The 26,699-nt window shown below is 44.2% G+C and carries 32 protein-coding genes; 16 read left to right on the plus strand and 16 right to left on the minus strand.

Annotated features, from left to right (window positions below; all coding sequences use genetic code 11):
* Position 1: 1 nt before the first annotated feature.
* From V513_RS07055 to V513_RS07090, 8 genes are read right to left on the minus strand one after another with little or no spacing between them, the layout of a single operon-like run.
* A complete protein-coding gene (locus tag V513_RS07055; RefSeq protein WP_099772144.1) occupies positions 2-577 on the minus strand; it encodes a nucleotidyltransferase family protein in 576 nt (191 codons plus the stop codon).
* The gene (locus tag V513_RS07060) at positions 567-1,043 is read right to left on the minus strand and encodes a (2Fe-2S)-binding protein (RefSeq protein WP_014730663.1); all 477 of its coding nucleotides are present in this window, start codon (positions 1,041-1,043) and stop codon (positions 567-569) included. Before V513_RS07060 ends, V513_RS07055 begins: the two co-directional genes overlap by 11 nt.
* Entirely contained in the window at positions 1,015-2,271 is a 1,257-nt protein-coding gene (gene thrC, locus V513_RS07065) for a threonine synthase (protein WP_099772145.1), read from the minus strand. Before thrC ends, V513_RS07060 begins: the two co-directional genes overlap by 29 nt.
* Positions 2,268-3,347 (minus strand): 4Fe-4S binding protein, encoded by a 1,080-nt coding sequence (locus V513_RS07070; RefSeq protein WP_099772146.1) that lies wholly within the window; start codon positions 3,345-3,347, stop codon positions 2,268-2,270. Before V513_RS07070 ends, thrC begins: the two co-directional genes overlap by 4 nt.
* Positions 3,348-3,358: 11 nt before the next feature.
* Positions 3,359-4,657, minus strand: coding sequence for an amidohydrolase family protein (locus tag V513_RS07075; protein ID WP_099772147.1), 1,299 nt, complete (start codon positions 4,655-4,657; stop codon positions 3,359-3,361).
* Positions 4,648-6,030 carry a dihydroorotase gene (locus V513_RS07080; protein WP_099772148.1) on the minus strand — a complete coding sequence of 461 codons (1,383 nt, stop codon included), beginning with the start codon at positions 6,028-6,030 and terminating at the stop codon, positions 4,648-4,650. The genes V513_RS07075 and V513_RS07080 overlap by 10 nt, the downstream gene beginning before the upstream one ends.
* Positions 6,027-7,016, minus strand: coding sequence for an ornithine carbamoyltransferase (locus V513_RS07085; protein ID WP_006492658.1), 990 nt, complete (start codon positions 7,014-7,016; stop codon positions 6,027-6,029). Before V513_RS07085 ends, V513_RS07080 begins: the two co-directional genes overlap by 4 nt.
* A 16-nt stretch (positions 7,017-7,032) precedes the next feature.
* Entirely contained in the window at positions 7,033-8,238 is a 1,206-nt protein-coding gene (locus V513_RS07090; protein ID WP_180274841.1) for a YgeY family selenium metabolism-linked hydrolase, read from the minus strand.
* Between the two features lie 210 nt (positions 8,239-8,448).
* Here V513_RS07090 and V513_RS07095 point away from each other — a divergent pair, with 210 nt between their 5' ends.
* The gene (locus V513_RS07095) at positions 8,449-9,372 is read left to right on the plus strand and encodes an ABC transporter ATP-binding protein (RefSeq protein ID WP_099772150.1); all 924 of its coding nucleotides are present in this window, start codon (positions 8,449-8,451) and stop codon (positions 9,370-9,372) included.
* Between the two features lie 127 nt (positions 9,373-9,499).
* Here the strand turns inward: V513_RS07095 and V513_RS07100 are convergent, their stop codons facing one another.
* The gene (locus V513_RS07100; RefSeq protein ID WP_099772151.1) at positions 9,500-10,426 is read right to left on the minus strand and encodes a glycerophosphodiester phosphodiesterase family protein; all 927 of its coding nucleotides are present in this window, start codon (positions 10,424-10,426) and stop codon (positions 9,500-9,502) included.
* Between the two features lie 70 nt (positions 10,427-10,496).
* Between V513_RS07100 and V513_RS07105 the strand changes: the two genes are divergently transcribed.
* The 5 genes from V513_RS07105 to V513_RS07120 all read left to right on the plus strand — a co-directional run bounded on the left by V513_RS07105 (position 10,497) and on the right by V513_RS07120 (position 14,978).
* Complete coding sequence (locus V513_RS07105; protein ID WP_099772152.1) at positions 10,497-11,627, plus strand: MFS transporter; 1,131 nt, start codon at positions 10,497-10,499, stop codon at positions 11,625-11,627.
* A gap of 264 nt (positions 11,628-11,891) precedes the next feature.
* The gene (locus tag V513_RS14170; RefSeq protein ID WP_257211983.1) at positions 11,892-12,227 is read left to right on the plus strand and encodes an extracellular solute-binding protein; all 336 of its coding nucleotides are present in this window, start codon (positions 11,892-11,894) and stop codon (positions 12,225-12,227) included.
* Between the two features lie 8 nt (positions 12,228-12,235).
* Positions 12,236-13,186: an extracellular solute-binding protein gene (locus V513_RS07110; RefSeq protein ID WP_257212008.1), complete on the plus strand. Its 951-nt coding sequence runs from the start codon at positions 12,236-12,238 to the stop codon at positions 13,184-13,186.
* 63 nt (positions 13,187-13,249) lie between these two features.
* On the plus strand, positions 13,250-14,131 hold the full coding sequence (locus V513_RS07115) for a carbohydrate ABC transporter permease (RefSeq protein WP_099772153.1): 882 nt from the start codon (positions 13,250-13,252) through the stop codon (positions 14,129-14,131).
* A gap of 16 nt (positions 14,132-14,147) precedes the next feature.
* A complete protein-coding gene (locus tag V513_RS07120; protein WP_099772154.1) occupies positions 14,148-14,978 on the plus strand; it encodes a carbohydrate ABC transporter permease in 831 nt (276 codons plus the stop codon).
* A gap of 15 nt (positions 14,979-14,993) precedes the next feature.
* Here the strand turns inward: V513_RS07120 and V513_RS07125 are convergent, their stop codons facing one another.
* Entirely contained in the window at positions 14,994-15,395 is a 402-nt protein-coding gene (locus V513_RS07125; protein ID WP_099772296.1) for an FMN-binding protein, read from the minus strand.
* A 52-nt stretch (positions 15,396-15,447) separates the two neighbouring features.
* Positions 15,448-15,951 (minus strand): flavodoxin domain-containing protein, encoded by a 504-nt coding sequence (locus V513_RS07130; RefSeq protein ID WP_306556636.1) that lies wholly within the window; start codon positions 15,949-15,951, stop codon positions 15,448-15,450.
* Between the two features lie 199 nt (positions 15,952-16,150).
* Here V513_RS07130 and rpsF point away from each other — a divergent pair, with 199 nt between their 5' ends.
* The 10 genes from rpsF to trxB all read left to right on the plus strand — a co-directional run bounded on the left by rpsF (position 16,151) and on the right by trxB (position 22,361).
* Positions 16,151-16,624 (plus strand): 30S ribosomal protein S6, encoded by a 474-nt coding sequence (gene rpsF / locus V513_RS07135; RefSeq protein WP_099772156.1) that lies wholly within the window; start codon positions 16,151-16,153, stop codon positions 16,622-16,624.
* A gap of 3 nt (positions 16,625-16,627) precedes the next feature.
* Positions 16,628-17,089 (plus strand): single-stranded DNA-binding protein, encoded by a 462-nt coding sequence (locus V513_RS07140; RefSeq protein ID WP_099772157.1) that lies wholly within the window; start codon positions 16,628-16,630, stop codon positions 17,087-17,089.
* 15 nt (positions 17,090-17,104) lie between these two features.
* On the plus strand, positions 17,105-17,338 hold the full coding sequence (gene rpsR / locus V513_RS07145) for a 30S ribosomal protein S18 (RefSeq protein ID WP_006492673.1): 234 nt from the start codon (positions 17,105-17,107) through the stop codon (positions 17,336-17,338).
* 49 nt (positions 17,339-17,387) lie between these two features.
* Positions 17,388-17,843 (plus strand): 50S ribosomal protein L9, encoded by a 456-nt coding sequence (rplI, locus tag V513_RS07150; RefSeq protein ID WP_099772158.1) that lies wholly within the window; start codon positions 17,388-17,390, stop codon positions 17,841-17,843.
* Between the two features lies 1 nt (position 17,844).
* Complete coding sequence (locus tag V513_RS07155) at positions 17,845-18,696, plus strand: MBL fold metallo-hydrolase (protein ID WP_099772159.1); 852 nt, start codon at positions 17,845-17,847, stop codon at positions 18,694-18,696.
* A gap of 33 nt (positions 18,697-18,729) precedes the next feature.
* Entirely contained in the window at positions 18,730-19,173 is a 444-nt protein-coding gene (locus V513_RS07160) for an NfeD family protein (protein WP_099772160.1), read from the plus strand.
* A gap of 21 nt (positions 19,174-19,194) precedes the next feature.
* Positions 19,195-20,127: an SPFH domain-containing protein gene (locus tag V513_RS07165; protein WP_099772161.1), complete on the plus strand. Its 933-nt coding sequence runs from the start codon at positions 19,195-19,197 to the stop codon at positions 20,125-20,127.
* Between the two features lie 5 nt (positions 20,128-20,132).
* Complete coding sequence (locus V513_RS07170; protein ID WP_099772162.1) at positions 20,133-20,684, plus strand: hypothetical protein; 552 nt, start codon at positions 20,133-20,135, stop codon at positions 20,682-20,684.
* A gap of 61 nt (positions 20,685-20,745) precedes the next feature.
* Positions 20,746-21,390, plus strand: coding sequence for a protein disulfide oxidoreductase (pdo, locus tag V513_RS07175; RefSeq protein WP_099772163.1), 645 nt, complete (start codon positions 20,746-20,748; stop codon positions 21,388-21,390).
* An 11-nt stretch (positions 21,391-21,401) separates the two neighbouring features.
* Positions 21,402-22,361 carry a thioredoxin-disulfide reductase gene (gene trxB, locus V513_RS07180; RefSeq protein ID WP_099772164.1) on the plus strand — a complete coding sequence of 320 codons (960 nt, stop codon included), beginning with the start codon at positions 21,402-21,404 and terminating at the stop codon, positions 22,359-22,361.
* A gap of 57 nt (positions 22,362-22,418) precedes the next feature.
* On the opposite strand, the gene V513_RS07185 is transcribed toward trxB, so the two are convergent.
* The 5 genes from V513_RS07185 to V513_RS07205 all read right to left on the minus strand — a co-directional run bounded on the left by V513_RS07185 (position 22,419) and on the right by V513_RS07205 (position 26,641).
* Complete coding sequence (locus V513_RS07185; RefSeq protein WP_099772165.1) at positions 22,419-23,363, minus strand: S66 peptidase family protein; 945 nt, start codon at positions 23,361-23,363, stop codon at positions 22,419-22,421.
* Between the two features lie 155 nt (positions 23,364-23,518).
* The gene (locus V513_RS07190) at positions 23,519-24,265 is read right to left on the minus strand and encodes an amino acid ABC transporter ATP-binding protein (protein ID WP_099772166.1); all 747 of its coding nucleotides are present in this window, start codon (positions 24,263-24,265) and stop codon (positions 23,519-23,521) included.
* Positions 24,262-24,996 (minus strand): amino acid ABC transporter permease, encoded by a 735-nt coding sequence (locus V513_RS07195; RefSeq protein ID WP_099772167.1) that lies wholly within the window; start codon positions 24,994-24,996, stop codon positions 24,262-24,264. The genes V513_RS07190 and V513_RS07195 overlap by 4 nt, the downstream gene beginning before the upstream one ends.
* A gap of 10 nt (positions 24,997-25,006) precedes the next feature.
* Complete coding sequence (locus V513_RS07200) at positions 25,007-25,774, minus strand: transporter substrate-binding domain-containing protein (RefSeq protein WP_006492689.1); 768 nt, start codon at positions 25,772-25,774, stop codon at positions 25,007-25,009.
* A 255-nt stretch (positions 25,775-26,029) separates the two neighbouring features.
* The gene (locus tag V513_RS07205) at positions 26,030-26,641 is read right to left on the minus strand and encodes a deoxynucleoside kinase (protein ID WP_257211984.1); all 612 of its coding nucleotides are present in this window, start codon (positions 26,639-26,641) and stop codon (positions 26,030-26,032) included.
* Between the last annotated feature and the right edge of the window lie 58 nt (positions 26,642-26,699).

Below are 26,699 nucleotides of genomic sequence, written 5' to 3' on the forward strand. Positions count from 1 at the left end.
CTCACCAGATTTGCAGTCTATCTTCTGGAGAATCTATATCGAATACATTACGCTCGCTGCCTTCTATTTCACGGATCTTCGCTCGTCCATTCTTAACAAGCTGAAAAGCACCCCTATCTCCAGTGATTTTCAAGAGCTCGGGAAATAGCTTCTTTGCTATGAATGTCGGGAAACCCTTTCTTCCGTCATACGCAAAGGAGACCATCTCATCTTCAGGGAGAAGTGACTCCAGAAGAAATTCGACATCTTCTCCGCTAACCAAAGGCATATCGGCAAGCATGAGTACAATCCCAGTGCGCTCTTCAGCACATTCGCGAAGTCCTCTAACTATGCTGGTCGAAATTCCCTTTCTGTAATCACCATTTATCAATATTTTGAAGCTTCCCGTATCGAATCTATTGAGTTCGAAGCCAGGCTTAATAATTAGAAACTTGTTAAGAACACCAACATTCTTCAGATTATCGAGAGACCATTGCAGGAGAGGCTTTCCCCTAAAATTAGAACAGAGCTTCTCATCTCCAAAGCGACTGGATTCCCCTGCCGCCAGAAGAATCAGCGAAACAGAATTACTTTCCATTAGTTTTCCTGAGGTTTTCTGCGGCGGTCTTAATTGCCTGGACAATCTTGTAGTAACCTGTGCATCTACAAAGGTTGCCTTCGATTGCCTCCATTATCTCTTCATCGCTTGGCGAATCATTTCTATCAAGAAGGGCCTTTGCCGACATTATCATGCCTGGAGTACAGAACCCGCATTGGACAGCTCCTTCGTCTACAAAAGCCTTCTGAATGGTGTCTAGTTCCCCATCCTTTGAGAGACCTTCAATTGTGGTTACCTCGGAACCATCGATTTCGGGAAGAAGGACGAGACAGGAATTGACCGCCTTCCCGTCGATGATAACGGTACAGGCACCGCACTCCCCTTCGCCACAACCTTCTTTTGTCCCAGTTAGGCCCAGTTCATCACGCAAGAAATCCAGAAGTCTCATATCTTCGACAACATCCATTGATAACCGTTCATTGTTGAGTGTGAAGCTGATCTTCATTTAGAGCCTCCTCAATTGCATCTTTTACCGGTGGCAAAGTCTCGACCTTTGGAAGCACATATGAAACGCTCTTAAGGTCCTTCAAACCATTTCCAGTTACCACGATGACAACACTACTTCTTTCGTTCACAATACTCAATCTTCTGGCCTTCTTGAAGCCTGCAAATGCCGTAGCGCCTGCCGGCTCGGCGAACACACCGGTTTCTCTGGCAAGTTCAATTATACTCCCGAGAATCTCGTGGTCCGAAACGGAAAGAAACAAACCATTATGCTTCTGTGTGTACCTGCAAGCCTTAAAAACGTCTCTTGGCTTTCCCACACTGATGCTGTCCGCAACCGTTCTTGCCTCGATATCTACTGGCTCAAATGGGTATCCTCTTTCATAAGCTCTCATTATTGCGTTTGAACCTTCTGCCTGAACTCCCACTATGGTTGGAATTTTAGAGATCACACCGAGCTTCATCAAATCTTCAAACCCTTTGTAGAAACTCGATAAGACAGTTCCATCACCTGCCGAAACAAAAACAAAATCCGGTAGTTTATCTTTCGTCTTGAGTGCGATTTCCATTGCACAAGTCTTCTTCCCCTCAAGCAGGTATGGATTTATTGCGCTATTTCTACAGTACCAACCCTTTGACATACCGATTTCCATCGACAAATCGAATACCCGGTCGTAGCTCGCATTTATTGCCAGAATTTTTGATCCATACACCTGTAGCTGAGTAATCTTGGCGGCAGGAGCTGTAGCAGGGACGAAAATCACGCTCTTCAGCCCACTAACAGCTGCAAATCCCGAAAGCGAGCTGGCTGCATTTCCCGTTGAAGCGCAGAAAACGGTATCAAAAGACTTTTCTTTCGCCTTTAAGACTGCAACAGCGCTTGCTCTATCTTTAAATGAAGCAGTCGGATTCCTGCCGTCGTCTTTAAGGAGTAACTCCGATACTCTGTATTTCTCTTCCAAAGAATGGTTTCTATATAGAGGAGTATTGCCTACGAAGAGCCTTGGAGTATCGGTACAATTCTCAAATGGCAAAAGAAAATCAAATGCCCAAATACCCCTGTTGTTGAGATCGACCGAAGAAGACTCGTATTTTTCTCTCACTTGATCAAAGTCGTAAACGACTTCCAGGGTTCCTCTACGCTCGCCGCAAACTGGACAATAGTATTCCACTTCCTCTTCTGAAAACTCCTTTCCGCATGTTATACATTTGAGAAGAAACTTGCTCAAACCAGGACACCTCCGATTGCAGCCACTGGGCAAATGGATTCACAAAGTCCGCAACCAAAGCATTCCGCTGAATCTACCTCCACTTTTTCCTGAAGACTGAGTGCAAAATACGGGCAGACCTCCACGCAAAGACCGCATCTAGTGCACTTATCATGATCAATTATAGGATTTCTTACGGTAAAGGACTCTTTCTGGCCCTTTGCAGAGCCAACTGCTTCTTCAACGCTTTTAAAACCTCTCTTTTCCAGAGCTGAGGGAAGCGATTCGAGAATTCTCTTGAATATCCCCTTTCCCCTTATCAGGGCTCCCGACAACATTTGAACTGCAGAAGCCCCGGCGCATAAGAAGTCTACGACATCGTCTGCGCTGACAATCCCGCCTACTCCAATTATTGGGAGCGTACAACCTTCACGAATTCTTCTCACCGATGAGAGGGATAGCCGCCTTATTACCGGTCCGCTAATCCAACCGAAACCATCTCTGCTTCCTAAATAAGAACGATTTACTCTCCGATCCATGGGGTAAACCGGACCCAGTGAATTGATAGCGACGATTCCGTCACCACCTGATTCCTGAACAACTCTCGCCATCTCCGCAGGATCGGGAACCGAAGGATCAAATTTCAGAAAGACAGGCTTTTCGGTTCCCGCTTTTACTGCAGAGATAAGTTCTCTGATAAGCGACGGATCATCGGCAACATAATGAGTTGACAACTCAAAGGCATCTGCGAATTTGGCGAATCGTGGGACCAGCTTTCTTAAGTCCTCTGGTGAATAGCCTAGGCTAACGATTAAAGGAAGCGCTGATTCCTTCCTGTAATCTGGAAGAAATTCATTAAGCCATTTTTCAGGTGAGAATTCACTCCAAAGCTCTGTGTTTATTACGAAGTCCCTTTCTGCGATAATGCATGGTCTGGGAACCTTGGCTGCAACCGTTGATATTGTTTTTGTTACCATTGCACCTACTCCCATCGCCTCTATTGCGCGCATTTTTCTCTGGTCGCCGGTTAGTGGCCCGGAAGCGGGCATAAGGGGATTCTCTAGATGAATCCCGGCTATCTCAGTAGCGAGTTTCACCAGGCACCTCCTCAGAACCTTTTTTCAAAAGCTTTGTAAAGCTTTCTAGCCTCTTTGTATATCTCATCTTCATTAACTCTTGTGGGTCTTCCTTCCGCCAGCACTCGTTCACCACCTACGAAAGCGTCGCTGACTGCAATGTTTTCGCATATACCAAAAAAGAAATGGTCGAAGAAGTTCTCAACCGTAATTTCAGTCGGGCTCTTATAATCTAGAAGGATGAAGTCTGCGCTGCTCCCTACCCTGATTGTACCAAGATTTACGCCAAAGGTCCTTGTTGCCAGATCGTAGTTTGAGCCAAAAAGCGAACGGCCGATATCACCTGAAGAACTAACTTTCGGATCACGGTAAATGTAATGAGGGCAAAGGATCAAGAACCTAACATCGTGACACAGGTTGAACCCGTACCCGTCATTTCCCAGAAGTATTCTTATGCCTTCATTAGCAAAGTTTCTCCATTCTGGAAAGCCAACGCCATTGTTCACGTTGGATTGACAGTTTACGACGATGTATCCTCTTGAATCTTTGACAAGAGCCCTTTCGGAAGGTGTAGTGTGGATGCAGTGAGCGTAGATCGAGTTTTCCGTCATCAGTCCTGCCCTGTGAAATCTTTCCAGAACTCTCGAGTCATGAACACTAACTGTGTATTCCTGATCTTCAGGCCCCTCCGCGACATGGACATGTATGGGAATCTTTCCTGCTATCCCTCTTGAAGCAAGGGAAAGCGTTTCATTAGATAAAGTGAAGGAGGCATGGAGTCCGAATATGCCCTTTCTGTATGCCGAGCTTTCGCTGCTAAAATCCAAATTCTCCCTTATCCCTTTATCGCGCCGCTCCGTTCCGTCTCTGTCCGAAACCTCGTAAGCTCCACAGTATCTTAGGCCAACCGAATTCACGGAAGAAGCGATACCTCGAAGAGAACCCTCTATTGCATTTGGAGAGGAATTATGGTCAAAGAGAGATGTAACTCCGCTCTTAAGAGATTCTATAGCAGCCACATAGGCGGAGATCTTGAGATCTTCTACTGTCATTGCTCTATCCAGTCTCCACCACAGTTGCTCGAGTAATTTCGTGAAAGACGAAGGGTTGAATGGAGCTACTTTTAACCCTCTTGCGAACGTTGAATATATGTGAGTATGGGCATTAACCAGAGATGGCATGAGCAACTTACCTTCGAAATAGAAGTTTTCGCCGTTATACGCGCTTTCTCCGGTAGCTACCTTGACTATCTTTCCATTTTCTACCCTTACGAATCCCTTTGGAATATAATCTCCATCATTTGTATAAATCGAAACGTTGTTTATCTGCATGCGCCTTTCTCCCAGTAAATGTTCTCTCTTTCAATGAAGCGTCCCGAGGCTTTCGGTAAAAGGATGTCACCGTTCTTAAAGGCGAGTTTCCCTCTGTGAATTACGGTTTCTACGGAACCTCTAAGTTTTATACCCTCAAACAGTGAGTGGTCTGACCGTGTGTACCGTGACCTCGATACAGTGCTTTGCACATCCCTATCGACAATGGCAATATTAGCAATGCTTCCTGGGGCCAGAACTCCCCTCTTTGGAAAGAGGCCGAAAATTCTCGCTGGATTTGTCGAGAGAAGTGAGGAAACCCTTTTGAGATCACCGTCGAGGATCGTGTTGATGGTTGCGAAAGAAATACCCAGCGAGCCAGTACCGTTAGGTATCTTGGGGTAATCGTCTCGATTTTCCCATTTTTCCCTGTTGAGGAACGGGCAATGGTCTGTTCCGATAGAAGATATCTCTCCTTTACGAAGCGCAGATTGAAGAAGAGTGCGCTCTTGATCTGTCCTCGGTGGCGGGCAGTATGTGTTCAGGTATCCTTGATCGGTTTTTAGTGGATCATTATTAAGTAGTAGGTACTGTGGACAGGTTTCAAGTTTTGTGAACCTTCTCCAGTCGAGGCCAAGGGAAGAAAGAGCTTCAACTGTTTTACCGCTTGAAACATGAACGATATAAAGCTGTCCTTCTTCTTCCAGAGAGATTAGCGAAAGCATTGCAACTTCGGAAAGCTCGCTAATAGTCGGCCTAAGAGATGAGATATCTCTGTAAGTTGGCCTGGAGAATTCTTTTTCCCTTTCTCTGATTATCTCATCGTTCTCCGAATGGGCCATCAAAACGAATCCAAGCTTTCTTGAAAGTGAAAGCAGACTGTAAATCATCCCATCGCTCGAACGCCTACCGGAAGAGCTATACGTAGTGAAAACCTTTATCGAAGGCATTTTGGCGGCTATTGACGATCTAGCGATTTCTTCCGCGGAGAAGCTCGGGTTGCCAGCCAAGGTTACGTGAAATGAGTAATCTACTCTGCTGTCCTTAGCTGCTGTCATTCGATCTTTTATAGCAGTTTCAAATTGCGCAAGATCGGAGATTGGATCGAGAAAGTCGATGAGCGTCGTTACTCCACCACTCAGAGCAAGAGCCGATCCAGATTCAAAGTTATCGGCAGAAGTGTATCTTCCAAGAGCCAGCCCTAGATGCACATGGGGATCTATGAATCCGGGAAGCAGGAAGAGACCGGAGCAGTCAATACTTTCTTTTGCCGGCAACTTCTCTTTAATCGAGGAAATCACTCTTATTTCCTCACCCTCAACGTAAACGTTTGCAGGAAAGAGTCCATTCTCCGTGCATACCGTTCCATTTTCAAGGGCAAGGTCGTAAGTCACGATCTTCCACCCATTGTAAGAGCCATGATAGCTTTGGCCGTGTGCAATCTGTTTTCTGCTTCGTCTATGACAACTGACTGTGGGCCGTCTATTACTTCATCCACTACTTCTCTGCCTCTGTCGGCGGGGAGTGCATGCATGTAAATGGCCCTCTTGTTAGCCAGCTTCATTCTCTCTGGAGTGCATATCCAATCTTTGTTTCTTCTCACTTCCGTCATTATTTCCTGGGGATCGTCTGAAACATAGAAACCACCCCATGATTTCGGAATCACAATATCAGCATCTCTGAAGGCTTCATCCATATCGTGAAGTATCTCCAGCCTGGCACCGCTTCCTTCTGCATTCTTCTTCGCCAGGTCAACGATATCCGGCATTAAGTCAAACCCTTCGGGATATGCCAGTTTGACGTCCATTCCGTATCTTGTAAAAAGAAGAATCTGTGACTGGGGAACGGAAAGAGGCTTCAAATGGCTTTCAGCATAAGCCCATGTGATGGCAACTTTCAGTCCGCTAAGATTTGCTCCGAATCTCTCGCGCATTGTCATTATGTCAGCCATGACCTGCATCGGGTGATAGATGTCATCCTGGAGATTCAGGATGGGTACATCTGCATTTTCTGCAAGAGATCGAAGGTAGGAATTCCCGACTTTGAACTTGCAATGTCTTACCGCTATCGCGTGACCGTATCTTGAAAGGATCATCGCGGTATCCCTCGGAACCTCTCCATGTGCCGTCTGCATTGTCGATGGATCTAGATAATGCGCGTGACCGCCAAGCTGTGTAATTCCCGCTTCCATCGAATTTCGAGTTCGCGTAGATTGATCGAAGAACATCAAAAACACGGTTTTGTAAGGAAGCAAAGGTGTGGGGTCATTTGTTGCAAACCTTCTTTTGAGATCAGAAGATAAATCTAACATAAGGTCGATTTCAGTTCTGTCGAAATCTTGTGTGGTAATGAAGTCTTTGCCTCTCAAAATGCTACTCATTATGTTACCTCCTAATCTACTGAGAAAGTCTTAATGGAAGAAGAGCATACATGGCCGCCGCTTTAACTAGATGATCCACAGGGCACTGATCGTCCGGGCTGTGAGCGAAAATCTCATTTGCAGGACCGAATCCGACTGTCGGAATTGCAAAGACACCGGCCGTTGCGATTCCATTTGTGGAGAAAGTCCATTTATCGACAAAGGGCTCTTCTCCAAAGACCTCCCTGTAAGTATTTACTGTCTTCTGAACAATTTCACTACTTTCATCCATTACCCATGTCGGAAAGTACTTTTCGACTGGATAGACAAGTCCAGTGTACGAAGGTCTTTCGTAGAAAAGCTCCAAAATCTCCGCCTCTTCGCCTGAAATTCCTATAGCGTCTTTGAGTTCCTCTATAACCGTCTCTTTGGTTTCGCCTGCTGTCAGTCTCCTGTCAATCTGTATGGTGCATTCGTCAGCGACGGCGTTTTGAGATGGAGACTTGAAGAAGATCTGAGTCACTGCTATCGTTCCCTTTCCGAGGAAGGGGTCATCTCTTAACCTTTCATTCAAACCCTCGATTTGCTGAATGATTCGGCTCATTTTATAAATAGCATTGATTCCTCGTTCGGGAGCGCTAGCGTGACACGAGAGACCTGAAGTTCTAATTTGAAGTTCCATTCTTCCTCTGTGACCTCTATAAATGTTCAGATTTGTCGGTTCAGTAATGACAACATAATCGGGCCTTATTCCGTCCTCTTTAATAATGTATCTCCAGCAGAGGCCGTCACAATCTTCTTCCATTACCGTTCCTGTAATGTAAAGGGTGAAGTCTCCAAGAAGTTCTTCTTCTTTCATGATTTTGGCACCATAGACCATTGCTGCCATTCCAGCTTTCTGGTCTGAAGCTCCTCTCCCGTATATAATTCCGTCAGAAACCAGTCCACCAAAAGGATCTACCTTCCATAACCTTTCGTTCCCAACTTCTACCGTGTCGATATGGGCATCCATGGCGATGATTTTCTTGCCGTTTCCTATCCTTCCTAGAACATTTCCCAGCCCATCAATCTTCACTTCGTCAAAACCGACTTTGTTCATTTCCACTTCGATTCTCTTAACCACCTCTTTTTCGCCGGCAGAGAAGCTTTGGATGCTAACCAGATCGCTAAGAAATCTCGTGAGTTCTTCCCGGTATTCTTCGGCCTTACTAAGAAGATGTCTAGACACTATTTTCACTCCCATACAGATGTATTTTCATAATTATGGCTGTCCGAATGTCATTGAGAAAAACAAAAGGTGAATTGATAGAGCTTTGATAATAGTATAGCTCGACAAGCGCCAGTTCTCAAACATAATAACCAATCTATTAAAGCCTGCTCCAAATATCTTTGAAGGAAAAAACCGTCGGCTTTGCTTAAGGCAAAGATATAATCATTGATGGGAGGTGATCTAATGAGAACTCTCGAAGTAAAGGACCTGCGAAGCAGAATTGGAACTTTTGATTTGGGACCGATAGACCTTTTCGTAGAAAAAGGGGAGACAGTCGGGCTAATTGGGCCTTCAGGCTGCGGTAAGACGCTTCTTTTGAGAACGATTGCGGGACTTCAAGAGCCCTTCTCTGGTACTGTGACTATTAACGGAGAGGATGTCACTTTTCTGGAGCCCCATCTCCGGGGACTCGCATTCGTGTTTCAGGAAAACGCACTGTTTCCGCACATGGACACACACAACAACATTGCCTTTCCGCTCTTGATTTCGAGAGACAAGGAAGCCGACGTTAAAGTCGCTAAGAGAGCCAAAGAACTAGATGGCCTCTCCGATTATCTTGACCGTTGGCCAAAAGAATTACCTGCAGGTATGAAAAAACTCACAGCATTTGCGAGAGAGACGGTGAAGAAATTCAATATTATTATGCTTGATGAGCCTTTTGAAAGACTCGACAAGAAGATCAGAACTGAACTGAGATCCACAATGAAACGTTTGTTGATGGCACTGGGGGAGTCGGTTTTAATTGTTTTGAACGATCCCGAAGATGCGTTGGCAGTCGCAGATATAGTATATGTGATGGACAACGGAAATGTAGTTCAGCAAGGGCCACCAAGAGAGGTTTATGATGAACCGAACTCGCTCTTTGTTATGGAACTCTTCTCTACAATGGGTATCAACAGAGTGGGTGACAATGTATTCAGGCCTGAGGATGTTATTTTGTCAGAGTTCGGTGAGGAGTTCATACCGGAACACTGTGGCCCCTACGATTCAAAGCGCATTATATGTAACGGCAGAATACGGGGTGAGTATGTGACCTTGTTGCTTCCTCTTGAGTGTCGAGATATGGACTCGATTACACTTGAAATTACGAAATCATTTGATCTGTAAACGCAGAGTGTTGCTTTGCCTTTGTTCACTATAGTCAGGGCTAATATCCTTTGAAATGTTGTATAATCAGTATTGGTGATGTGTAAAACGTTTTTATGAGAGGCCTTTCTCAAGGAGAAAGGCTTTTCTATTGGTTTGAAACAACTTCTAAAAGCCTGTCTGGATAATCGGTTATGATTCCGTCAACACCAAGGCCGATCAATCTCTTCATTTCATCCCGTTCATTTACTGTCCAGGGAATGATTTTCATTCCAGATTGATGAGCGCTCTTCACCCAACCATCACTCATTAAGTTATAGTTGGGAGAAATAATATTACATCCAGTGGTGGCAAGCATCTTTCCAATATCAAACCCGAAGTTCTTCAATCTCAAACCTGCTGTCCAGACAGTTTTGTCAAGGTTTGTGCTCGATACAAGTGCGGCGGTCTCAACAGAAGGTTGAAGCTCCTTGGAGATCTTCAGTGCTTCCCAGTTAAAGGACTGTATTGTACATAGTCGTTCGAACCCTTTTTCGTAGACTATCTCAAGAACTTTCCGAACATGTTCCGTTAGATCTATTGTGTCTTCGGGCCTCTGAGGGTAGTGCTTTATTTCAATATTTACTTTTATTTGTTTTGCGTGACTGTTGTTATGCACTTTTATCAGAGAAAGTACTTCCTCAAGGGATGGAATTCTTTCTCCATCCAGTTGCTTTTGTTGAGGCCATTTGTCGGGTTCTCTGATACTACCAACGTCGAATCCTTTTAGCTGCTCAAAGGTCAGATTCTTGATAAGAACAGATTCGCTGATGAACTGCCCGTCCTTTCTAGTACGTTCAGGGTTTAGGTACGGGTCGTGATTGATAACTACGACGCCATCTCTCGTTACCACAGTGTCTAGCTCGATTGTGTCCACGCCCAGTTCCATAGCAAAATTGAAAGCTGCCAGTGTGTTCTCCGGCATAAGTCCTCTACAGCCGCGATGACCCTGAACATCAAAATTGCCGGTTGAAGAAAATGCTGTGGAGACGGCAAGGAAAACAGTAATCAAAAGAATTCTTGTAATAATCTTCATAATCACACTCCAGTTAACAGTTTTGAATTATTGGTTGTATAATCTACTAGTCATTCGGAAGGAGATCGCATTGAACCTAGGTATTCTCTTCTTTGAAGCCTTGATTTACTCGAGTTTGGCCACAAAAAACCTTCTCAGCCAATACTTTGATATTTCCGGTTTTTCTCCAACGAAAATCGGCATCCTTATGGCGGTGCTGCCCGTCGTCTCTCTGGTCTCGAGTCCGTTATGGTTTAAACTCAGCGGTAAATTCGGTTATGACAAAATATATTATATTGTATCTCTTTCGTCAGTATTGTTAATATGGCCGATATTCGTTATCAAGAGTTTCACGACTACTTTATTTATGATGATCTTGCTATCATTCTTTTTCTCTGCTGTAGTTCCGCTAGGAGACTCGATAATCATTAATAAGTTGAAGAGTTCTGGTGGTCGGTTCGATCGCGTAAGACTTTTCGGGACCATTGGTTTTGCGATTACCTCACTAGCCTTGAGCAGATTAGTGGGTCTTAGTTTTTTCTGGTTGTTTGCAGCATCGGCATCAGTGCTTGCTATCTCTTCTCTCTTTATTAGTCCAAAAACGGATGATTTGGAAACGGCAGATCAGCAGCACCCTTCAGGTACAGGCTCAACTTTTCAACTCACGATGATGACTGTTGGGATGTTCGTCGGTGTTACGTTGAATTCCTTTCATAACACCTTTATTGCTGTCTATGCCAGGGAAAATGGTATGGATTCGTCCGTTGTCGGGACGGTCTTTGCCATTACCGCGTTTTCAGAAATACCCTTCCTTCTTTTTGCCGATAGAATAATCGAGAAGATTGGAAACATGAAGATTCTGCTGTTCGGAATGATCGTAATGGGGGTGAGGACGATTCTCATATCTTATGCAACAAATGAAGTTTTGCTCTATCTTGTCGAGTTTTCACACGGCTTGACGTATATTCTCATGTACTACTCCCTGTATCATTTCATACACTACGAGCTTTCCGGTAAGAGCCTTGTGAAGGCCGAAAGTCTTTTCTGGGTTGTGAGATCGGGGATGACTTTCATAGTGGGATCGATCGGAGGAGGAATTGTCATTGACTTGTTGTCAGTTACCTTTGCTTTCAGGTTTTTCGGATTCGTCGGAGTTGTCTCGTCTGTAGTAATGATTATTTTCTACATAGTAATAAGCAGGCGGAAAAATGTGTTGATTTGAGCTTCTTTTAACATTCGTTTTGAAGCTCATCAAAAATGTCAGCTCTGTCAAATCTCCTACTCAATAGTGATATTGAAACTGCAACACGAAAAATAGACATTCAATTATTTCTTCCGATTCGGGCAGAAACAACTGTCTTTCCAGTTCTAGAAGCCAATAGTCGGACATGGTCAGCTCATAACAAGCTTACTATGGACCTGAGCACGGTGCTATAATTTGAGCGGACGTTCCACCGTTTTCAATTTTTGAAAAGGGAGGGGTATTATGAAAAAGTTTCTTGTGTTAGTTCTTCTGTGTCTATCGATCTTTGCTTTCGGAAAAACCACGATCAACTTCTGGCACGCTATGAGTGGTAGCAGACTGGGAGCGGTCGAAGCAATTGTCGAAGGTTTCAATGCCGAAAATCCCGACATTGAAGTGGTGGCTCAGTTCACAGGTTCATACGCAGAGACACTTACCAAGGCCATAGCTTCGTATCGAGCGGGAGATCAACCTCACATTGTCCAGGTCTACGAAGTGGGCCTTCAGACTATGCTGGACAGTGGCGCGATCAAACCGGTCTTTGAGCTCTCTGCCCGGACTATGATTGGGGAGACGTAATTGGACCAATTCTTGACTATTACACTGTTGGTGATCGACTTTACTCTATGCCCTTCAATTCTTCAAGCGCGATCCTCTATTACAACAAGGATATCTTCAGAGCCGCAGGACTTGATCCAAACGAACCTCCTTCTACTTTTGAAGAGGTCTACGAGATGGGAAAAAAGATTGTCGAATCGGGAGCTGCTCAGGGAGGAATATCTTTCGGCTGGCCAGCATGGGTATTCGAGCAGATGCATTCCGTTCACGGACAGTTCTACGCAAACAACGAAAACGGTAGAGCGGCCAAAGCAACTGAGGTATTTTTCAATGATGATTTTGGTGTCAAGGTTCTTGCAGAATGGATCAAATGGGCTCAGGCGAAGGTATTTCTTTATGGGGGCCGGGAGTATGACGCCAATCAGGCCTTCCTGAGCAAGCAGGTTGCAATGTTGATTCAGTCGACTTCGTCTGTGAGTTCGATCGAGTCAAAGGCCGATTTTGAAATGGGTACCACATTCCTTCCATCAATTCCAGGTTATCCGAAAGGGAATTCCGTCATCGGTGGTGCTACTCTTTGGGTGATGAAGGGTCATACAGATGCTGAATACGAAGCGATCTGGAAATTCTTCCAGTACCTCATGAGAACAGAAGTTACCGCAGAGTGGCATAAATCTACCGGCTATTTCCCGGCAACAAACAGCGCAGTAAAGAAACTCATGGATCAAGGCTGGTTCTCTGAAAATCCAAATCACCTTACCGCCTTTCTTCAGATACTTTCTGGAACCAGAATTCCAGAAGCACAGGGAGTAAGGCTAGGAAATTTCGTTGCAATAAGAGACATTGTCGACGGTGCTATCGAAAACGCAATTCAGTACACGGGAACTGATTACGAGGGAGAGGCAAAGAGGATTCTTGATGACGCTGCAGAAAAAGCGAACACTGTTCTTGAAGAATACACATTGATTTACGGTAAGTGAAGATTAAGATCCCCTGACAGATTTGTCAGGGGATCTTTAGTATTTTCCGGATGGTGATTAAGCATGAACAGTCGTTTCCCCAACAAGCTATTGCCGTACTTGTTACTTCTACCTTCGGTAGTCGTGGTAATTGTTTTCTTGATTATCCCTACTATTCAGTCTCTTTACTTGAGTTTTTTCAGAGTTTCCCCATTTGGAGACAGGCTAATCTTCGTGGGTTGGTACAATTTCACGAAATTGTTCAAGTCTTCCGACTATGTTGACAGTCTGATGATTACCCTTGTCTTCGCGGTCTTCGTAGTGATAATTGGTTTGACTGTGGGAATGCTCCTTTCAGTACTTCTAAACCAGAAACTAAGGGGACTACAGTTCTACAGAACCCTTTTTATTTGGACGTACGCTATTTCGCCGGCCATTGCGGGAACGATTTGGGCACTGATGTTCAGTCCTTCGAGCGGGCCGGTAACGTATCTACTAAAGACGTTTTTTGGAGCCGAAGTCAACTGGATGATGGACGGAAGAGTCGCTCTGATTGCAGTAATTATCGCTGCCTCCTGGAAAATGCTTGGCTACAACATTATATTCTTCTTGTCGGGTCTTCAGACAATTCCTCAAGAGCTTACTGAAGCAGCTGCGATAGATGGCGCATCCAGCGTACGTAGATTTTTCAGAATTACGTTACCTTTGCTGTCCCCGACAACTTTTTTTCTCCTGATTATGAATACACTTTACGCATTCTTCCAGGTCTTTGGGCTGATAGACATAATGACTAAAGGAGGGCCCGGCGATGCTACACAGGTTCTAGTTTATAAGCTGTACAGAGATGGTTTCATTAACCTGGATACGGGCTTTGCTTCTGCTCAATCGATAGTTCTCTTTGTTTTTGTGGCGATTTTGACCGTTTTGCAGTTCAGATTTGCTGAGCGCAAGGTCTTCTATGGATGATGGTGGGGTGGACTAGATGAAGCAAAGAAAGTCTTCAGTATTCCTGAGCTACCTAATATTGACAGTAGCAATAGTAGCAATAATGTTTCCAATATACTATGCGTTCACCATGAGCACTTTCAATGATAAGGAAGCCTACTCGTTCCCCCCGAAGTTTCTTCCCAGCGTTCATGCTTTCGATAACTATGTTAAAGCGTGGAAAACAGTCAACATGGGGAGGTTAATATTTAACAGCGCCTTTATTGCAGTCACTGTGGCGCTTGCCAAGATCTTTCTTTCTATGCTTGCAGCTTTCGCTTTCACGTATTTCGGCAACTTCAGGGGCAAGTTCTTTTTCTTCGCAGTCATACTCATAACACACATGCTGCCGCTACCAATCAGAATCGTGCCTACTTATGAGCTTATGAGGACATTTGGCTGGGTTGACACTTATTGGGCTTTAACGATCCCCTTCTTTGCAAGTGCGACAGGAACGCTTCTTTTCAGGCAGCTGTTCATGACGGTTCCTTCTTCTCTTTCCGACGCAGCCAGAATTGACGGGGCGGGACCAATGAGATTCTTGTTCAGCGTATTGATTCCACTATCGAAGACGAACGTCGGAGCACTTTTTCTCATTGAGTTCACCTATATGTGGAATGAATACTTATGGCCGATGATCGTTACCAACAGCAATAATATGCGTGTAGTTCAGATAGGAATTAAAATGCTTTTGGCTAGCGAAGCGCAAGCTGCAGAATGGAACATAATAATGGCGGGAGCGATAATCGCAATGATACCCCCTCTAATTATGTTGCTACTCTTCCAGAGGACCTTCATGGAAGGATTCAGCCTAAAAGACGAGAAGTAGAAGTTTATAAACATTCTACCTGTTGATAGCGTTTTCAATCGCTTTCAGAATCACTTTGCTGCTGTAGGTAGCACCTGAAACTACATCGATCTGAACCGACTGTTTTTCTACAACCGAGTTAGTGATCGATTCTGCAGCCTTCCCTCGACCGTGGTTATGCTTAACTATCTCTACTGACCTGACTTCATGTCCGGAAACCTCTACTCTCACAGATGCGTTTACGATTCCCGCTTCAAAACTGCCCTCGTAGATTCCATCTTTCAATGTAGATAGATTTAGCTGCTCGAATTCAAGATTGTCTAGTCCCTTTAGATCTGCTTCTAGTTTTGAAACGACAAAGACCACCATTATTACTATCAAGGAACCAACAACAATTCCTACTACCAAAAGTATTCTGATCAATATCCTACGCTTCATCTCTTCCCCCTGAAACTGAATTCTTTCGATATCCCTAAAAGAAATCCGATTCCTAGTTCTCAAACTCCTTCACAAATTTCTCAATATTGCTTGAAACGACATGAGGCTGAGGTTTGCCTTTGGAAGCGGTTCTTACCATCATCCTTGAAAGAAAGCCCAGTCTCTCAAGGTCAAACTCTCCCCCGAAAAAGCCCTTTGCTTTGCAGTTATTTAGAAAACTCTCGGGAAAGTTTTGAGAAAGGTACTCGCTGAAGTTTTCTTCTCCAGACCCCATGCACAAAAAGACGCCTAACCGTTTCTTTGTTAGTGTGGAAAGATTTCTCTGAACGAATTCGGAGATAGTCCCTTGAACCTTACCTATTCTTATTGAGGCTCCGACAATTACGGCATCGAATTTCGTGAGGTCTGGGCTTGGGTTTTTCTTAATGTCGATAATCGTCTTTTCACCTGAAAGCTTTTCTGAGAGAATCTTGGAACACTTCTCGGACGTACCGCTTCTAGTTGCATATACTATTGCCGTGATAAAGACTCCTCCCTTCTCGATAGTGCGGTCCAGCTTTCTTTTTAGTTTACATTATTTGCAGCTATAGAGATTACACATGTGAAAAGGAAGCATTTGCGATCCGTTTCCGAGGAGGAATGAATTGTTAGACAGCGCGCTCTTGAAGAATTCTCGCATTGTGTTATAATTCTATGCGTTGAAATCCCGCTTTGCTTAAGAAGGCAAGGCCACAGTCCAAGGGAGGAGGAAGTTAATGCAGAGGATTTACGAAACGATGTTCATTGTCTCTCCGAAGCTTGATGAAGAGAATCGTAATGCGACGGCTGAGAAGGTGAGAGACTACATTGTCGAACGAGTCGGAGGAACAGTTGAGAAGTTCGACAGATGGGGTATGAGGAAACTCGCTTACAGAGTTTCAAAGGGTTTCAGTGAAGGTGATTACACAGTTATCCAGTTCAAAGCCGATTCCGAATCAGTAGACACGCTTGAGAGGTTCTACGGGGTTACGCCTGAGGTTTTCAGATGGCAGACGTTCAGAAGAGAGGACCTTGAAAAGGCTGAGAAGAAAGCGCTCTTGAAGCAGGAAGAGGCAGTCGATGAAACTCAAGTCCCAGACGAAAATCTTGACGATGAAGTAGTTCCCGAGAATTCTGAAGAAACTGCTACTGATGGAGCAGTCGATGTAGAATCTGAAAAGACAGAAGAAGTAAAGCAGACGGAGGATTAAGAGATGTCAATTAGCTACAATCATGTTGTCCTGATAGGCAGACTCACTCGCGATCCAGAGATCAAGTTTGCTGCCAGTGGTACTCAGATAGCGACGTTTACGCTTGCGGTCGACCGAAACGTACCTTCATCCAACAACGACAATACCGATTTTATAAGGATTGTAACATTTGGAAAGACGGCCGAGTTTGCCGGGAACTATCTAACTAAAGGTCGGCTAATACTTGTCGAGGGTTCACTAAGAATCAACAAATGGAAAACGCAGGATGGTGAACCAAGATCAAATGCCGAAGTCGCCGCCTCGAATATTAGATTCATGGAAACCAAAGCTCAAGCCCAACAGTCTTCGGGAGGTTTCGATAGATCGGTTCAGGATACTAATGTGGTTGAAAGCACTGAAAACGATGACATTACTTTCTTTGGAAGTGAAACTGAAGATTCGGGGAGCGACGATATCCCGTTCTAAATCAGGAGGAATATTATGGTAAGAGACAATAGGCGAAGAGGAAGAAGCAGAAGAAAGTGCAGACTCTGCGGTTCAAAGACAACTTACATTGATTATAAGAATATCTCCTTGCTACGCGATTATGTTACTGAAAAGGGAAAGATCATCCCTAAGAGAATCACGGGAAATTGTGCCAAGCATCAGCGAATGGTTAAGGAAGCTATTCAAAGGGCGAGATTCATGGCATTGCTTCCTTATACAAAAGAGTGATCGGATCTTGAGGGAGGCGAAGAGCCTCCCTTTTTTAAGGAGGTTCTCGATGAAGGTTATTCTTCTTAAGGATGTAAGTAATATTGGAAAAACCGGTGAAGTGAAGAACGTGTCGGATGGTTACGGTAGAAACTTCCTTATTCCGAAAGGTTTTGCAGTTGAAGCCAATGCGAAAGAGCTGGCCAAACTGAAGCAGATCCAAAAGCAAAAGGAAGAAAAGGAAGAACGCATAAGGAAATCCAGTGAAGATCTACTGCATGAGCTGCAGAAACATCACTTCATAATAAAGGCGAAGTCAGGAACCAGCGGGAAGCTTTTTGGAGCAGTTACATCCGGCGACATCGCGAATCACATAAGAAATGCTCTTGGTGTTGAAATAGACAAGAAAGAGATAGATCTTGGGGATCACATAAAACAGACCGGTGAGTACAGAATTGATATCAAACTTCCAGGCAACGTAAAGGGTAAGATTGCTTTGAAAGTAGAAGGCCTGGAGGAAGAGTGAATTGGAGTTTCAAATATTCTCCAAGGCTCTGTATTCAACTTGGATTTTATATAGGCCTGAAAGGATTCTCTTCGACGTCGGTGAAGGGATCTCTACTATACTTGGAAACAGCGTCTATGCAATAAAGGATATCTTTTTGACTCACGGTCACGTTGATCACATATCGGGGCTTTGGGGTCTAATAAATACTAGAAACACTGCTATGGGAGACCGAAACAAGCAGCTAAGAATAAATTTCCCGTCTGGCAATCGCGCCATTGAAGCGTATCTGGATTTCATAATCGGAATGAATCCCAGACTCAGATACAATATGATTATAAACCCGCTTGACATCGGCGATGAAGTCTTTCTAAGGACAGCAGGAAGTTTCAGAAGACACGTAACTCCATTCAGGGTAAAGCACACAATTGGTGAAATCAGCTATGGTTATCACATTTACGAAGAGCGGAGAAAACTTAAGGAAGCCTATTCAGGACTGACATCGAAGGAGATCGCCCGTGTTGTCAAGGAAAAAGGCAGAGAGGAGATTACCGATACTTACCTGAAGAAGATTGTCACGATAAGCGGCGATACCTTTGCGCTTTCTCCCGAAACAGTGAGCTGTTCTGAAACACTCTTGCATGAATGTACTTTCCTGGTTGCGAAGGACAGAAGAAACCAAAACCATTCCAGTATCGATGAAGTCATAGATACAGTTAGAAGAAGCAGAGGTATAAAGAGATTGATCCTGTATCATATATCTGGGCGATATAACTCTCAGATTAAGAAGTGGCATAATATCATTAAGAAGGAGCTTGAAGATACAGAAATAGATGTTTTTCTTGTTCACCCGGAACATGTTTTTGAACTGTAGTACTTTTCTGTGTACTCCGGGAGGAGGTAAAGAATGGGTTACATAGGCTGGATGATTTTCGGTGTTGTCTTATTGGTAGCGGAGATACTAACTCCTACTTTTTTCTCTCTGTGGTTTTCAATAGGTTCTTTCCTGGCAGGCCTTGCAGCAATGTTTTCGCTTGGACTCGGTTGGCAAGTTCTGATTTTCGCCTCGAGCAGTACGTTCCTGGTACTTCTTTCCAGACCGATTGCCAAAAAGCTATCAAAAGGAGATTCACCAAAGAAAATGTATATCGATGGGATGGTCGGTTCTCTGGGACGTGTGACAGTGGAGATCAATCCGGTTATGGAAAAAGGCATGGTCCGGATTGAGGGAGAGGACTGGCGAGCTACTTCGGCGAATGGAGAGATAATACCTGTAGATACTGTGGTTAAAATAGTTAGGCTGGAAGGTACTCTAGTTTACGTCGAAAGGCAAAACAACAACAATCAGTAATAGAAGAAAGGGGGATTAGAGATGGTTTTTTGGTTAATACTTGCAGTGGTAATCTTCATTATTGCGGCTTCAGGGATAAAGATAATTCGTCCTTTCGAGAAAGGACTCGTAGAGAGGTTGGGAAAGTATAGAAGAGATGCCGAGCCCGGTCTCCAGTTCATAATACCTTTCATGGAGAGAATGGTGAAGGTTGACCTTAGAGAAACCGTAATAGATGTTCCACCTCAGGAAGTTATCACGAAAGATAACGTAGTGGTTACTGTAGACGCGATTATTTACTACCAGATAACCGATGCATTCAGAGTTGTCTACAACGTTTCTAATTTCGAGATTGCTGCAATAAAGCTTGCACAGACGAACCTCAGAAACGTCATAGGAGAGATGGAGCTTGACCAGACCTTGACCTCGAGGGAGAGGATTAACGTCACCTTGAGAGAGGTCCTTGATGAAGCAACAGACAAATGGGGCGTCAAGGTTACAAGAGTTGAAATCAAGAAGATCGATCCACCTCAGGACATCATGGATGCCATGTCGAAGCAGATGAAGGCCGAGAGAACAAAGAGGGCGGTTATACTGGAAGCCGAAGGTTACAAGCAGTCAGAAATAACGAAGGCCGAGGGCGATAAGATGTCGGCGATTCTGCAGGCAGAGGGTCAGAGTGAATCGATAAAGAGAGTGGCCGAGGCTAATAAGTTCAAACTTGTGGCAGAGGCCGAGGGCGAGGCAAACGCTATCATAAATGTCTTCAAGGCGATTCATGAAGGAGATCCAACGAGAGACGTTATTGCAATAAGGTATCTCGATGCTTTGAAACAAATAGCCGATGGTAAGGCAAACAAGGTCTTCCTACCCTACGAGAGTAGTGCAATGCTTAGTTCCTTAGGTTCCATGGCCGAGATCTTTAAGGATGGAAAAGATCTTTCTGACGGAAACGAGAAGGTTAGCAAGAAGTGATTTGATTGTTGATAAGTGAAACGCTGAGAATCTTCTTCAGCACATTGCTTATTGCAGGTTTGGCCACCGTTCTATCGGTGGCCTCAATTTTTGCGTTTCAGCGACAAATCAGAAAAGCTAATTTTCTTCTCCTGTTCATGAATGTTGCCTTCGCGAGTGGCGTTCTCTTCCTCTGCAATATTGTTTTCGTCAGAGAGAATAGACTTCATAGTGTAATTCTTTTTCTTATTTCGTACTTGTATATCTATGGATCACTGGGAAGACATACTTCCAGATATGATGACACCTTTCGAATGCTCTTTCTTTCTATGGGATACACACGGCAGGAGTTCTTCAAGAATTACTTGATCGTTCAAGGTAAATGGAAACTCGCCGACTGTATTCTTTCCTTTACAGCAATAGCTACTGTGATTGAATTCATGTCGAATCACATAAGGTATTTCTACCCTGACGAGTGGTTGAGTATCATGCTCTTATTCATGACAATCTGTTTGGTCGTCGGTGTTAGCAGATGGTTTGGAGATAATTATGTAAACAAGCTGTCAAAGGAAGAGTAATATATAAGTGTTACCATACCCCTAGTGGGTATAAAAATATTAGTCCTTGGGAGGGATATAAGTGGCAAAGCTTCTACCCGACAACATAACCAAGCAAGTAAAGGAAATCTTCAGCAGTATGGAGGGCTCTGTAAAGGCACTTCTCTTCAAGAGCGAGAAAAATTGTGATTACTGTTCAACTGCAGAACAGATGCTGCAAGAGCTTTCCGAAATCGAAAGCAAGATTAGTTACGAAGTTCATGATCTTGATTCAGAGATGGCGGAGAAATATCGTATAGAGCTTGCACCTAGCATGGTACTTCTCAATCCGGAAGGTGACGACAAGGGTGTCAGGTTCCTTGGAATACCTGCAGGACATGAGTTTGGAACGCTTCTGCAGGATATCGTTTCCTTTTCTAAGGGTGCGATTTCTGATCTCTCAAAGGATTCGATTCAGAAGATCGAAAAGATAAACTCTCCGGTAGATATAAAGGTCTTTGTTACCACCACGTGTCCTTACTGTCCAAAAGCAGTTCTTACAGCTCATAACATTGCAATGGCGAACAAGAACATAACGGCTTATATGGTTGAGGCAAACGAGTTTCAGGAATTGTCGAGGAAATATGGGGTCTCATCGGTCCCGCAAATCGTGATAAATGACAAAGTAACCTTTGTGGGAGCCTATCCTGAGGGTCAGTTTGTAGATCAAGTAATGAAGGCAGTTTGAGGAGGTTCAAAATGTCATTCTTCGAACTTGGTAGCGCTAAGAAATCCGAACTGAAGGATTTTTACGATGTGACGATCATTGGAGCCGGTCCTGGGGGCATTACGGCTGGTATATATGCCGTCCAGGCAGGTTTGAATCCCTTAATTATTGAAAAGGCACTTGATGGCGGACAGATTAACAATACTCAGACCGTTGAAAACTGGACGGGTTTCGCAAGTATTGGTGGCATGGAATTGAGTGAGAAGATGGCTGAACATGCTAGAGAATTTGATGTCCCCTTCACATATGCAGAAGTTGTAGATATCGATAACGAAGGTCAGAATAAAGAAGTTATCCTTGATAATGGTAAAAAGATCAAATCCAGAGTAATAGTTATTGCTACCGGTTCCAATCCCAGAAAGCTTGGAGTAATGGGTGAAGAAGATTTCAAAGGCAGAGGTGTTAGCTATTGTGCAACGTGTGATGGTCACTTCTTCGCAGACAAGCACATTGCGGTGATCGGAGGCGGGAACAGCGCTCTGGATGAGTCGCTTTATCTGAGCAAAATGGTTAGTAAAATAACCATTGTTCAAAATCTGCCGAAGTTGACTGCAGACAAACTACTACAGAAGAAGCTTAACGATACGCGAAAGGTCGAGTACATCTACAGTTCAGTAGTGGATTCCATTGAGGGCGATTCACAGGTCAGAAAGATAAACATTAAGAATGTTGACAGTGGCGAGATCACTTCTCTAGAGGTTGATGGAATCTTTGTGTTCATTGGTTTGATTCCAAACACACAGTTTCTGAAGGGCAAACTCGAGATGAATGATTTTGGATACATCAAGACGGACGATTTCATGGAAACGAAAACAAAAGGGGTTTACGCCATAGGCGACGTAAGAGAAAAGGAAGTCAGACAGATAGTGACCGCTGCAGCAGATGGAGCAATTGCCATCTATCATGCCGCTAGACACTACTTCAGTGAATGATCAGTAAGGATTAGAACAAATATAGAGGGAGAAGAGCGTTTTCCGGCGCTCTTCTCTTTATTTGATCTTTGCTTCGGGAACCGGAAGTATTTCGATCGTGCCCTTCTCCATGTCGATTTCAACCCACTGGCCAACCGGAAGAACGACTTTCGGGAAGTCCCCATGATAACTCGGTAGACCAATCCATACAGGTATTTCCTTTCCCAGGAAATAGTCGTGGATCATTCGTTTTACATCATCGAAGTCTCCATTTTTTATTTCTGTGAATCCAGCGAATACCACACCTCTTAAAGATGAAAATTCGTCAAGGTGTGCAATATTCCAGATCATTCTTTCCAGCGACTCTTTGGTCTCGCTCACATCTTCAAGAACGAGAATTGCATCTTTTAGTGAACCCAAATACTCTGTCCCCTGAAGAGCCTGGAATAGAGAAAGATTGGCCGGGATCAACCTGCCGGTCATCTTCCCGGCGATCACAGGAATTGACTGGTAGTTGAAGCGGATCGTTTTTTCACCGTTGAAAATGGCTGCAATGTTCTGTACCGATTGAGAATCTGTTCCTAGTTCAACCGCAACCATTGGGCCATGATATGTGGTCTGGCCTGTCTTGAAATAGACTGAAAGAAGCAGTGCTGTGATGTCGCTGTAACCAACAAGAGGTTTTGGATTCGAAGCTATTACCTCCCAATCGAGCCAGTCGAGAAGGTTGTATGAACCGTAACCGCCCCTCGCAGTTATGATTGCGTCGTAATCAGGGTTAGCAAAGGCTTTGTTGAGTTCATTTGCTTTTTCTCTCGGGGAAAGTGAAACCTGGCAACTATCTCCGACGACGACCCTGTAACCCACGTTCCTAAGTGCTGTGATGCCCGCCTCCAGCTTTGATCTGTCTGGAAAACTTGCAGGCGCAGTGACGAAAATCGTTCGGATCTCTCCAGATAACATTACAGGTGAAACTAAAAGCATTCCAACAACCATCATAACTGTCAACCATACCCTTCTCATGAAATCCTCCAAGTTGATCTGTCTACTATAGTTTGCCATTCATGGACGGTAAAATCAACACGTCGAGAGTAAGAAGACGTTGCAAAACTTTGTACTCATTGTCTTTGTGCTGTCATTCTTTTAGAACGCAACCAATCAATAGTCTGGAGGAATTCTCAGACGACTGCGGAGAGGTCCGTGAGGAACTCGGCGATTTCTCCTGAAACAGATTCAAAGAATTCATTCGGACTACAGTCGGCAAAGACTTCTCCATCATCAAGGAAGACTACCCTATTCGCAATGTGCTTTGCAAACTCAATCTCGTGAGTTACTATGATCATTGTTCTCCCTTCAGAAGAAAGCCTCCTGATCACTCTCATTACCTCGCCAACTAGTGATGGATCAAGCGCAGAAGTTGGTTCGTCCAGAAGAACAATGTCTGGATTCATGACCAAAGCCCTGGCTATACCCACTCTCTGCTGTTGACCTCCGGAGAGCTGCGATGGATAGCTCATCAATTTATCTGCAAGTCCGACCTGTTTGAGACGAACCTCCGCTACCTTTCTCGCGTCTGTCCATTTAACTCTGCCCACTTTTACCAGTGGTAAGGCAACATTGTCGATGATTTTTAGATGACTTATCAGGTTGAATCTCTGAAAGACAAATCCAACTTTCGATCTGAAAGCTCTAATAGCGTGCTTTGTTCTTTGTACGCGTTCTCCCTTGAAAAATACGTCGCCTCCATCGGGAGTTATGAGATTGTTTATGCAACGAAGAAGAGTGGTCTTGCCCGCACCGGATGGGCCGAGCACTGCTATCACATCTCCTTCTCGTACATCAAAGGAGACCTTCTTGAGAACTTCCTGTGAATCAAATGATTTTGTGAGGTTCGATAAACTAAGAATAACACTCTTTTCCTTCATGGAATTGCCAGCCTCCTTTCGAGCACTCTTCCCACCAGGGATATCAGCGAAGTCATTACCAGATAACAACCTGCTAGTACAATATAGGCTTCGAATACCGCGAGAGTCTGAGTCCCTACTTGTCTTGCCCTCATTGTAAGATCGCCCAGGGCAATCACCGAGACTAGCGAACTATCTTTAATCAATGTAACCAACTGACCTATTAGTGGCGGTATCGAAATTCTGAATGCTTGGGGGAAGACAATGGAAAACATTATCTGACCCCTGTATAGGCCCATTGCCTCACCCGCCTCCTTTTCACCGGACGGGACTGCATCTATCCCTGCTCTGAAGATCTCGCCCACGTAGGCTCCTTCGAAAAGTGAAAGTGAAATTACTCCTGCCCAGAATCTGTCTACGTTTACCGCGGAACCAAATCCGTAGTAGACAAGAAGGATTACAACCAGAAGTGGCATATTCCTAAAGAACCAAACATAGAGAGTCCCTGCGTCTCTTAGTAGGTTGACCTTTGAGTCTCTAGCAAGTGCTACAATGATTCCAACAATTACGGCAAGAGCAAGAGCGATGACGCTAAGCTGAAAGGTAGTGAGTATGCCCTCCAGAAATAACTTGTAGTATTTGGTTAGACTACTCCAGTTGAAGGGATAGACTGCTGACACTGATGAATAGGAAAACCAGAGAAGACCGGCAACCATTATTCCTAGAGTTATTTTCGACATCGCTCTTGACATGTCGTTTTCCTTAGAATTCGGGTTCGTATTCTACGAACCAGTAGTTTTCAAGCTCTGCAAGTGTTCCGGTAGTCTTTATCCATTGAATGAAAGTGTTTAGCCACTGAAGTGTCTCGAAGTCACCCTTCGGTATAGCCACGCCGAAATCCTCTCTAGTAAGAAGATCCTCGGTTACCTCCAGCTGGTCATACTTTTTGGCCATGAATCTGGCGTATATAGAGTCGAATATCATTGCATCAGCCCTTCCGGAAGCGACCTGGAATGCAGCCTCATCGATTGTTTCAAACATGTAGATTTCGGCCTCGGGCAGAAGCCTGTTTGCTGCCTCTGCTCCAGTTGAACCGAGCTGAACGGCAATTTTGACTTCCGGATTATTGAGATATTCAGCATCAGGGGCCGTAGAGTATTTGTCGGAATTGTAGAGAATTATCTGGCCGACAGTAAGATAGGGATCGGAGAAGTTTACCCTAAGGGCCCTTTCAGGAGTGATGGTCATTGCTGACCAAATGACATCGAATTTGTTTGAAACAAGAGCGGGGATTATTCCATCCCAGTTTACGATAACAAACTCAAGTTTTACACCTAGGATTTCGGCCATCTTCTCAAGAATTTCTACTTCGAGACCGATTCGATCTCCATCGGGATTGGTTCCATAAAGTGGCATATAGCCAGCGTCCTGCCCGACTCTCAATACGCCTCTTTCTTTAACTTCGTCGATCAGACTTCCGAATGACATGGTCATAGCGATCAGAATTGCAAATAGCAGTAGCTTTTTCATGATACACCTCCAATAAAATAAAAGACCGGGCTATAAGCCCGGTCTGTTTAAATCCTGAGAGCACGACTAAAAGGTGCCGCCTCCCGGAACCGGGCGCCACAGTCTGTGATGAGGCATTTTTGTAACAAACATCGAAATTAAACTCATTCTCACAGAAATCACCTTTGTCGTGTTTTGATAATTCATGGTACCAGCAAACTAGAGAAAATGTCAAGTTACGTTTCTCGCAAATCTATTACAGCTCGGTGAGTGTTTCTACAGAAGGCCCTTTATTTCCTTCGTAATTCTTTCGGCCTTTTCGGGATTGATCACTATATCTACGGACCTTGCGTCTATCGTGTAGATTGGTGAAAGATCGTATTCTCTTATCCAGCTAGTATACAGCCTGTCTAACTGTTCCCAATAGGCAATTGGGACCGCAGTTTCCATCTGTCTTCCTCTGCGCCTTATTCTAGCTAGAATAGTGTCGACATCTGCATCGATATAAACGAGAAGGTCCGGCTTCTTAAGATACTTTATCATTGAGTCAAACATCGTTGCATAAGCACTGAATTCTCTTTCAGACATTTTGCCCGTCGCAAAGAGATTTCTTGCAAAGATTTCCTTGTCCTCATAAATCGAACGATCGAAGACTGTATCCTCGTTCTTTTCAGCTTCTTTAAGCGAGCAATACCTATGATAAAGAAAGTAAGTCTGAAGATGATAGGACCATCTCTTCTGGTCGTAATAGAAATCCTCAAGGAAGGGATTATCGGAGACCGATTCGTAGTGAATATTGAACCCAAGGCCTTCAGCAATGGCGCTTGCTACAGTAGACTTGCCTGCACCAACATTTCCGGCAAGCACGATTATTCTTCCCACTTTCATCACCCCTACCAGGTCTGATAATACAATTCTAGCATTTCAGCTTCTAAGCTAACTCTAA

Origin of the sequence: Mesotoga sp. H07.pep.5.3, assembly GCF_002752615.1 — a bacterium.
GTDB classification, from domain to species: Bacteria; Thermotogota; Thermotogae; order Petrotogales; family Kosmotogaceae; genus Mesotoga; species Mesotoga prima.

Excerpts from the sequence above, each read along its gene's own strand:
- V513_RS07200 (WP_006492689.1), bottom strand. The coding sequence starts at position 25,774 with ATGAAAAAGCTACTGCTATTTGCAATTCTGATCGCTATGACCATGTCA.
- V513_RS07095 (WP_099772150.1), top strand. The coding sequence starts at position 8,449 with ATGAGAACTCTCGAAGTAAAGGACCTGCGAAGCAGAATTGGAACTTTT.
- rplI (WP_099772158.1), top strand. The coding sequence starts at position 17,388 with ATGAAGGTTATTCTTCTTAAGGATGTAAGTAATATTGGAAAAACCGGT.
- V513_RS07140 (WP_099772157.1), top strand. The coding sequence starts at position 16,628 with ATGTCAATTAGCTACAATCATGTTGTCCTGATAGGCAGACTCACTCGC.
- V513_RS07165 (WP_099772161.1), top strand. The coding sequence starts at position 19,195 with ATGGTTTTTTGGTTAATACTTGCAGTGGTAATCTTCATTATTGCGGCT.
- V513_RS07190 (WP_099772166.1), bottom strand. The coding sequence starts at position 24,265 with ATGAAGGAAAAGAGTGTTATTCTTAGTTTATCGAACCTCACAAAATCA.
- V513_RS07060 (WP_014730663.1), bottom strand. The coding sequence starts at position 1,043 with ATGAAGATCAGCTTCACACTCAACAATGAACGGTTATCAATGGATGTT.
- V513_RS07205 (WP_257211984.1), bottom strand. The coding sequence starts at position 26,641 with ATGAAAGTGGGAAGAATAATCGTGCTTGCCGGAAATGTTGGTGCAGGC.
- rpsF (WP_099772156.1), top strand. The coding sequence starts at position 16,151 with ATGCAGAGGATTTACGAAACGATGTTCATTGTCTCTCCGAAGCTTGAT.
- V513_RS07125 (WP_099772296.1), bottom strand. The coding sequence starts at position 15,395 with ATGAAGCGTAGGATATTGATCAGAATACTTTTGGTAGTAGGAATTGTT.
- V513_RS07185 (WP_099772165.1), bottom strand. The coding sequence starts at position 23,363 with ATGAGAAGGGTATGGTTGACAGTTATGATGGTTGTTGGAATGCTTTTA.
- V513_RS14170 (WP_257211983.1), top strand. The coding sequence starts at position 11,892 with ATGAAAAAGTTTCTTGTGTTAGTTCTTCTGTGTCTATCGATCTTTGCT.
- V513_RS07195 (WP_099772167.1), bottom strand. The coding sequence starts at position 24,996 with ATGTCAAGAGCGATGTCGAAAATAACTCTAGGAATAATGGTTGCCGGT.
- rpsR (WP_006492673.1), top strand. The coding sequence starts at position 17,105 with ATGGTAAGAGACAATAGGCGAAGAGGAAGAAGCAGAAGAAAGTGCAGA.
- trxB (WP_099772164.1), top strand. The coding sequence starts at position 21,402 with ATGTCATTCTTCGAACTTGGTAGCGCTAAGAAATCCGAACTGAAGGAT.
- V513_RS07120 (WP_099772154.1), top strand. The coding sequence starts at position 14,148 with ATGAAGCAAAGAAAGTCTTCAGTATTCCTGAGCTACCTAATATTGACA.
- V513_RS07090 (WP_180274841.1), bottom strand. The coding sequence starts at position 8,238 with ATGGGAGTGAAAATAGTGTCTAGACATCTTCTTAGTAAGGCCGAAGAA.
- V513_RS07160 (WP_099772160.1), top strand. The coding sequence starts at position 18,730 with ATGGGTTACATAGGCTGGATGATTTTCGGTGTTGTCTTATTGGTAGCG.
- V513_RS07055 (WP_099772144.1), bottom strand. The coding sequence starts at position 577 with ATGGAAAGTAATTCTGTTTCGCTGATTCTTCTGGCGGCAGGGGAATCC.
- V513_RS07075 (WP_099772147.1), bottom strand. The coding sequence starts at position 4,657 with ATGCAGATAAACAACGTTTCGATTTATACAAATGATGGAGATTATATT.
- V513_RS07085 (WP_006492658.1), bottom strand. The coding sequence starts at position 7,016 with ATGAGTAGCATTTTGAGAGGCAAAGACTTCATTACCACACAAGATTTC.
- V513_RS07100 (WP_099772151.1), bottom strand. The coding sequence starts at position 10,426 with ATGAAGATTATTACAAGAATTCTTTTGATTACTGTTTTCCTTGCCGTC.
- V513_RS07115 (WP_099772153.1), top strand. The coding sequence starts at position 13,250 with ATGAACAGTCGTTTCCCCAACAAGCTATTGCCGTACTTGTTACTTCTA.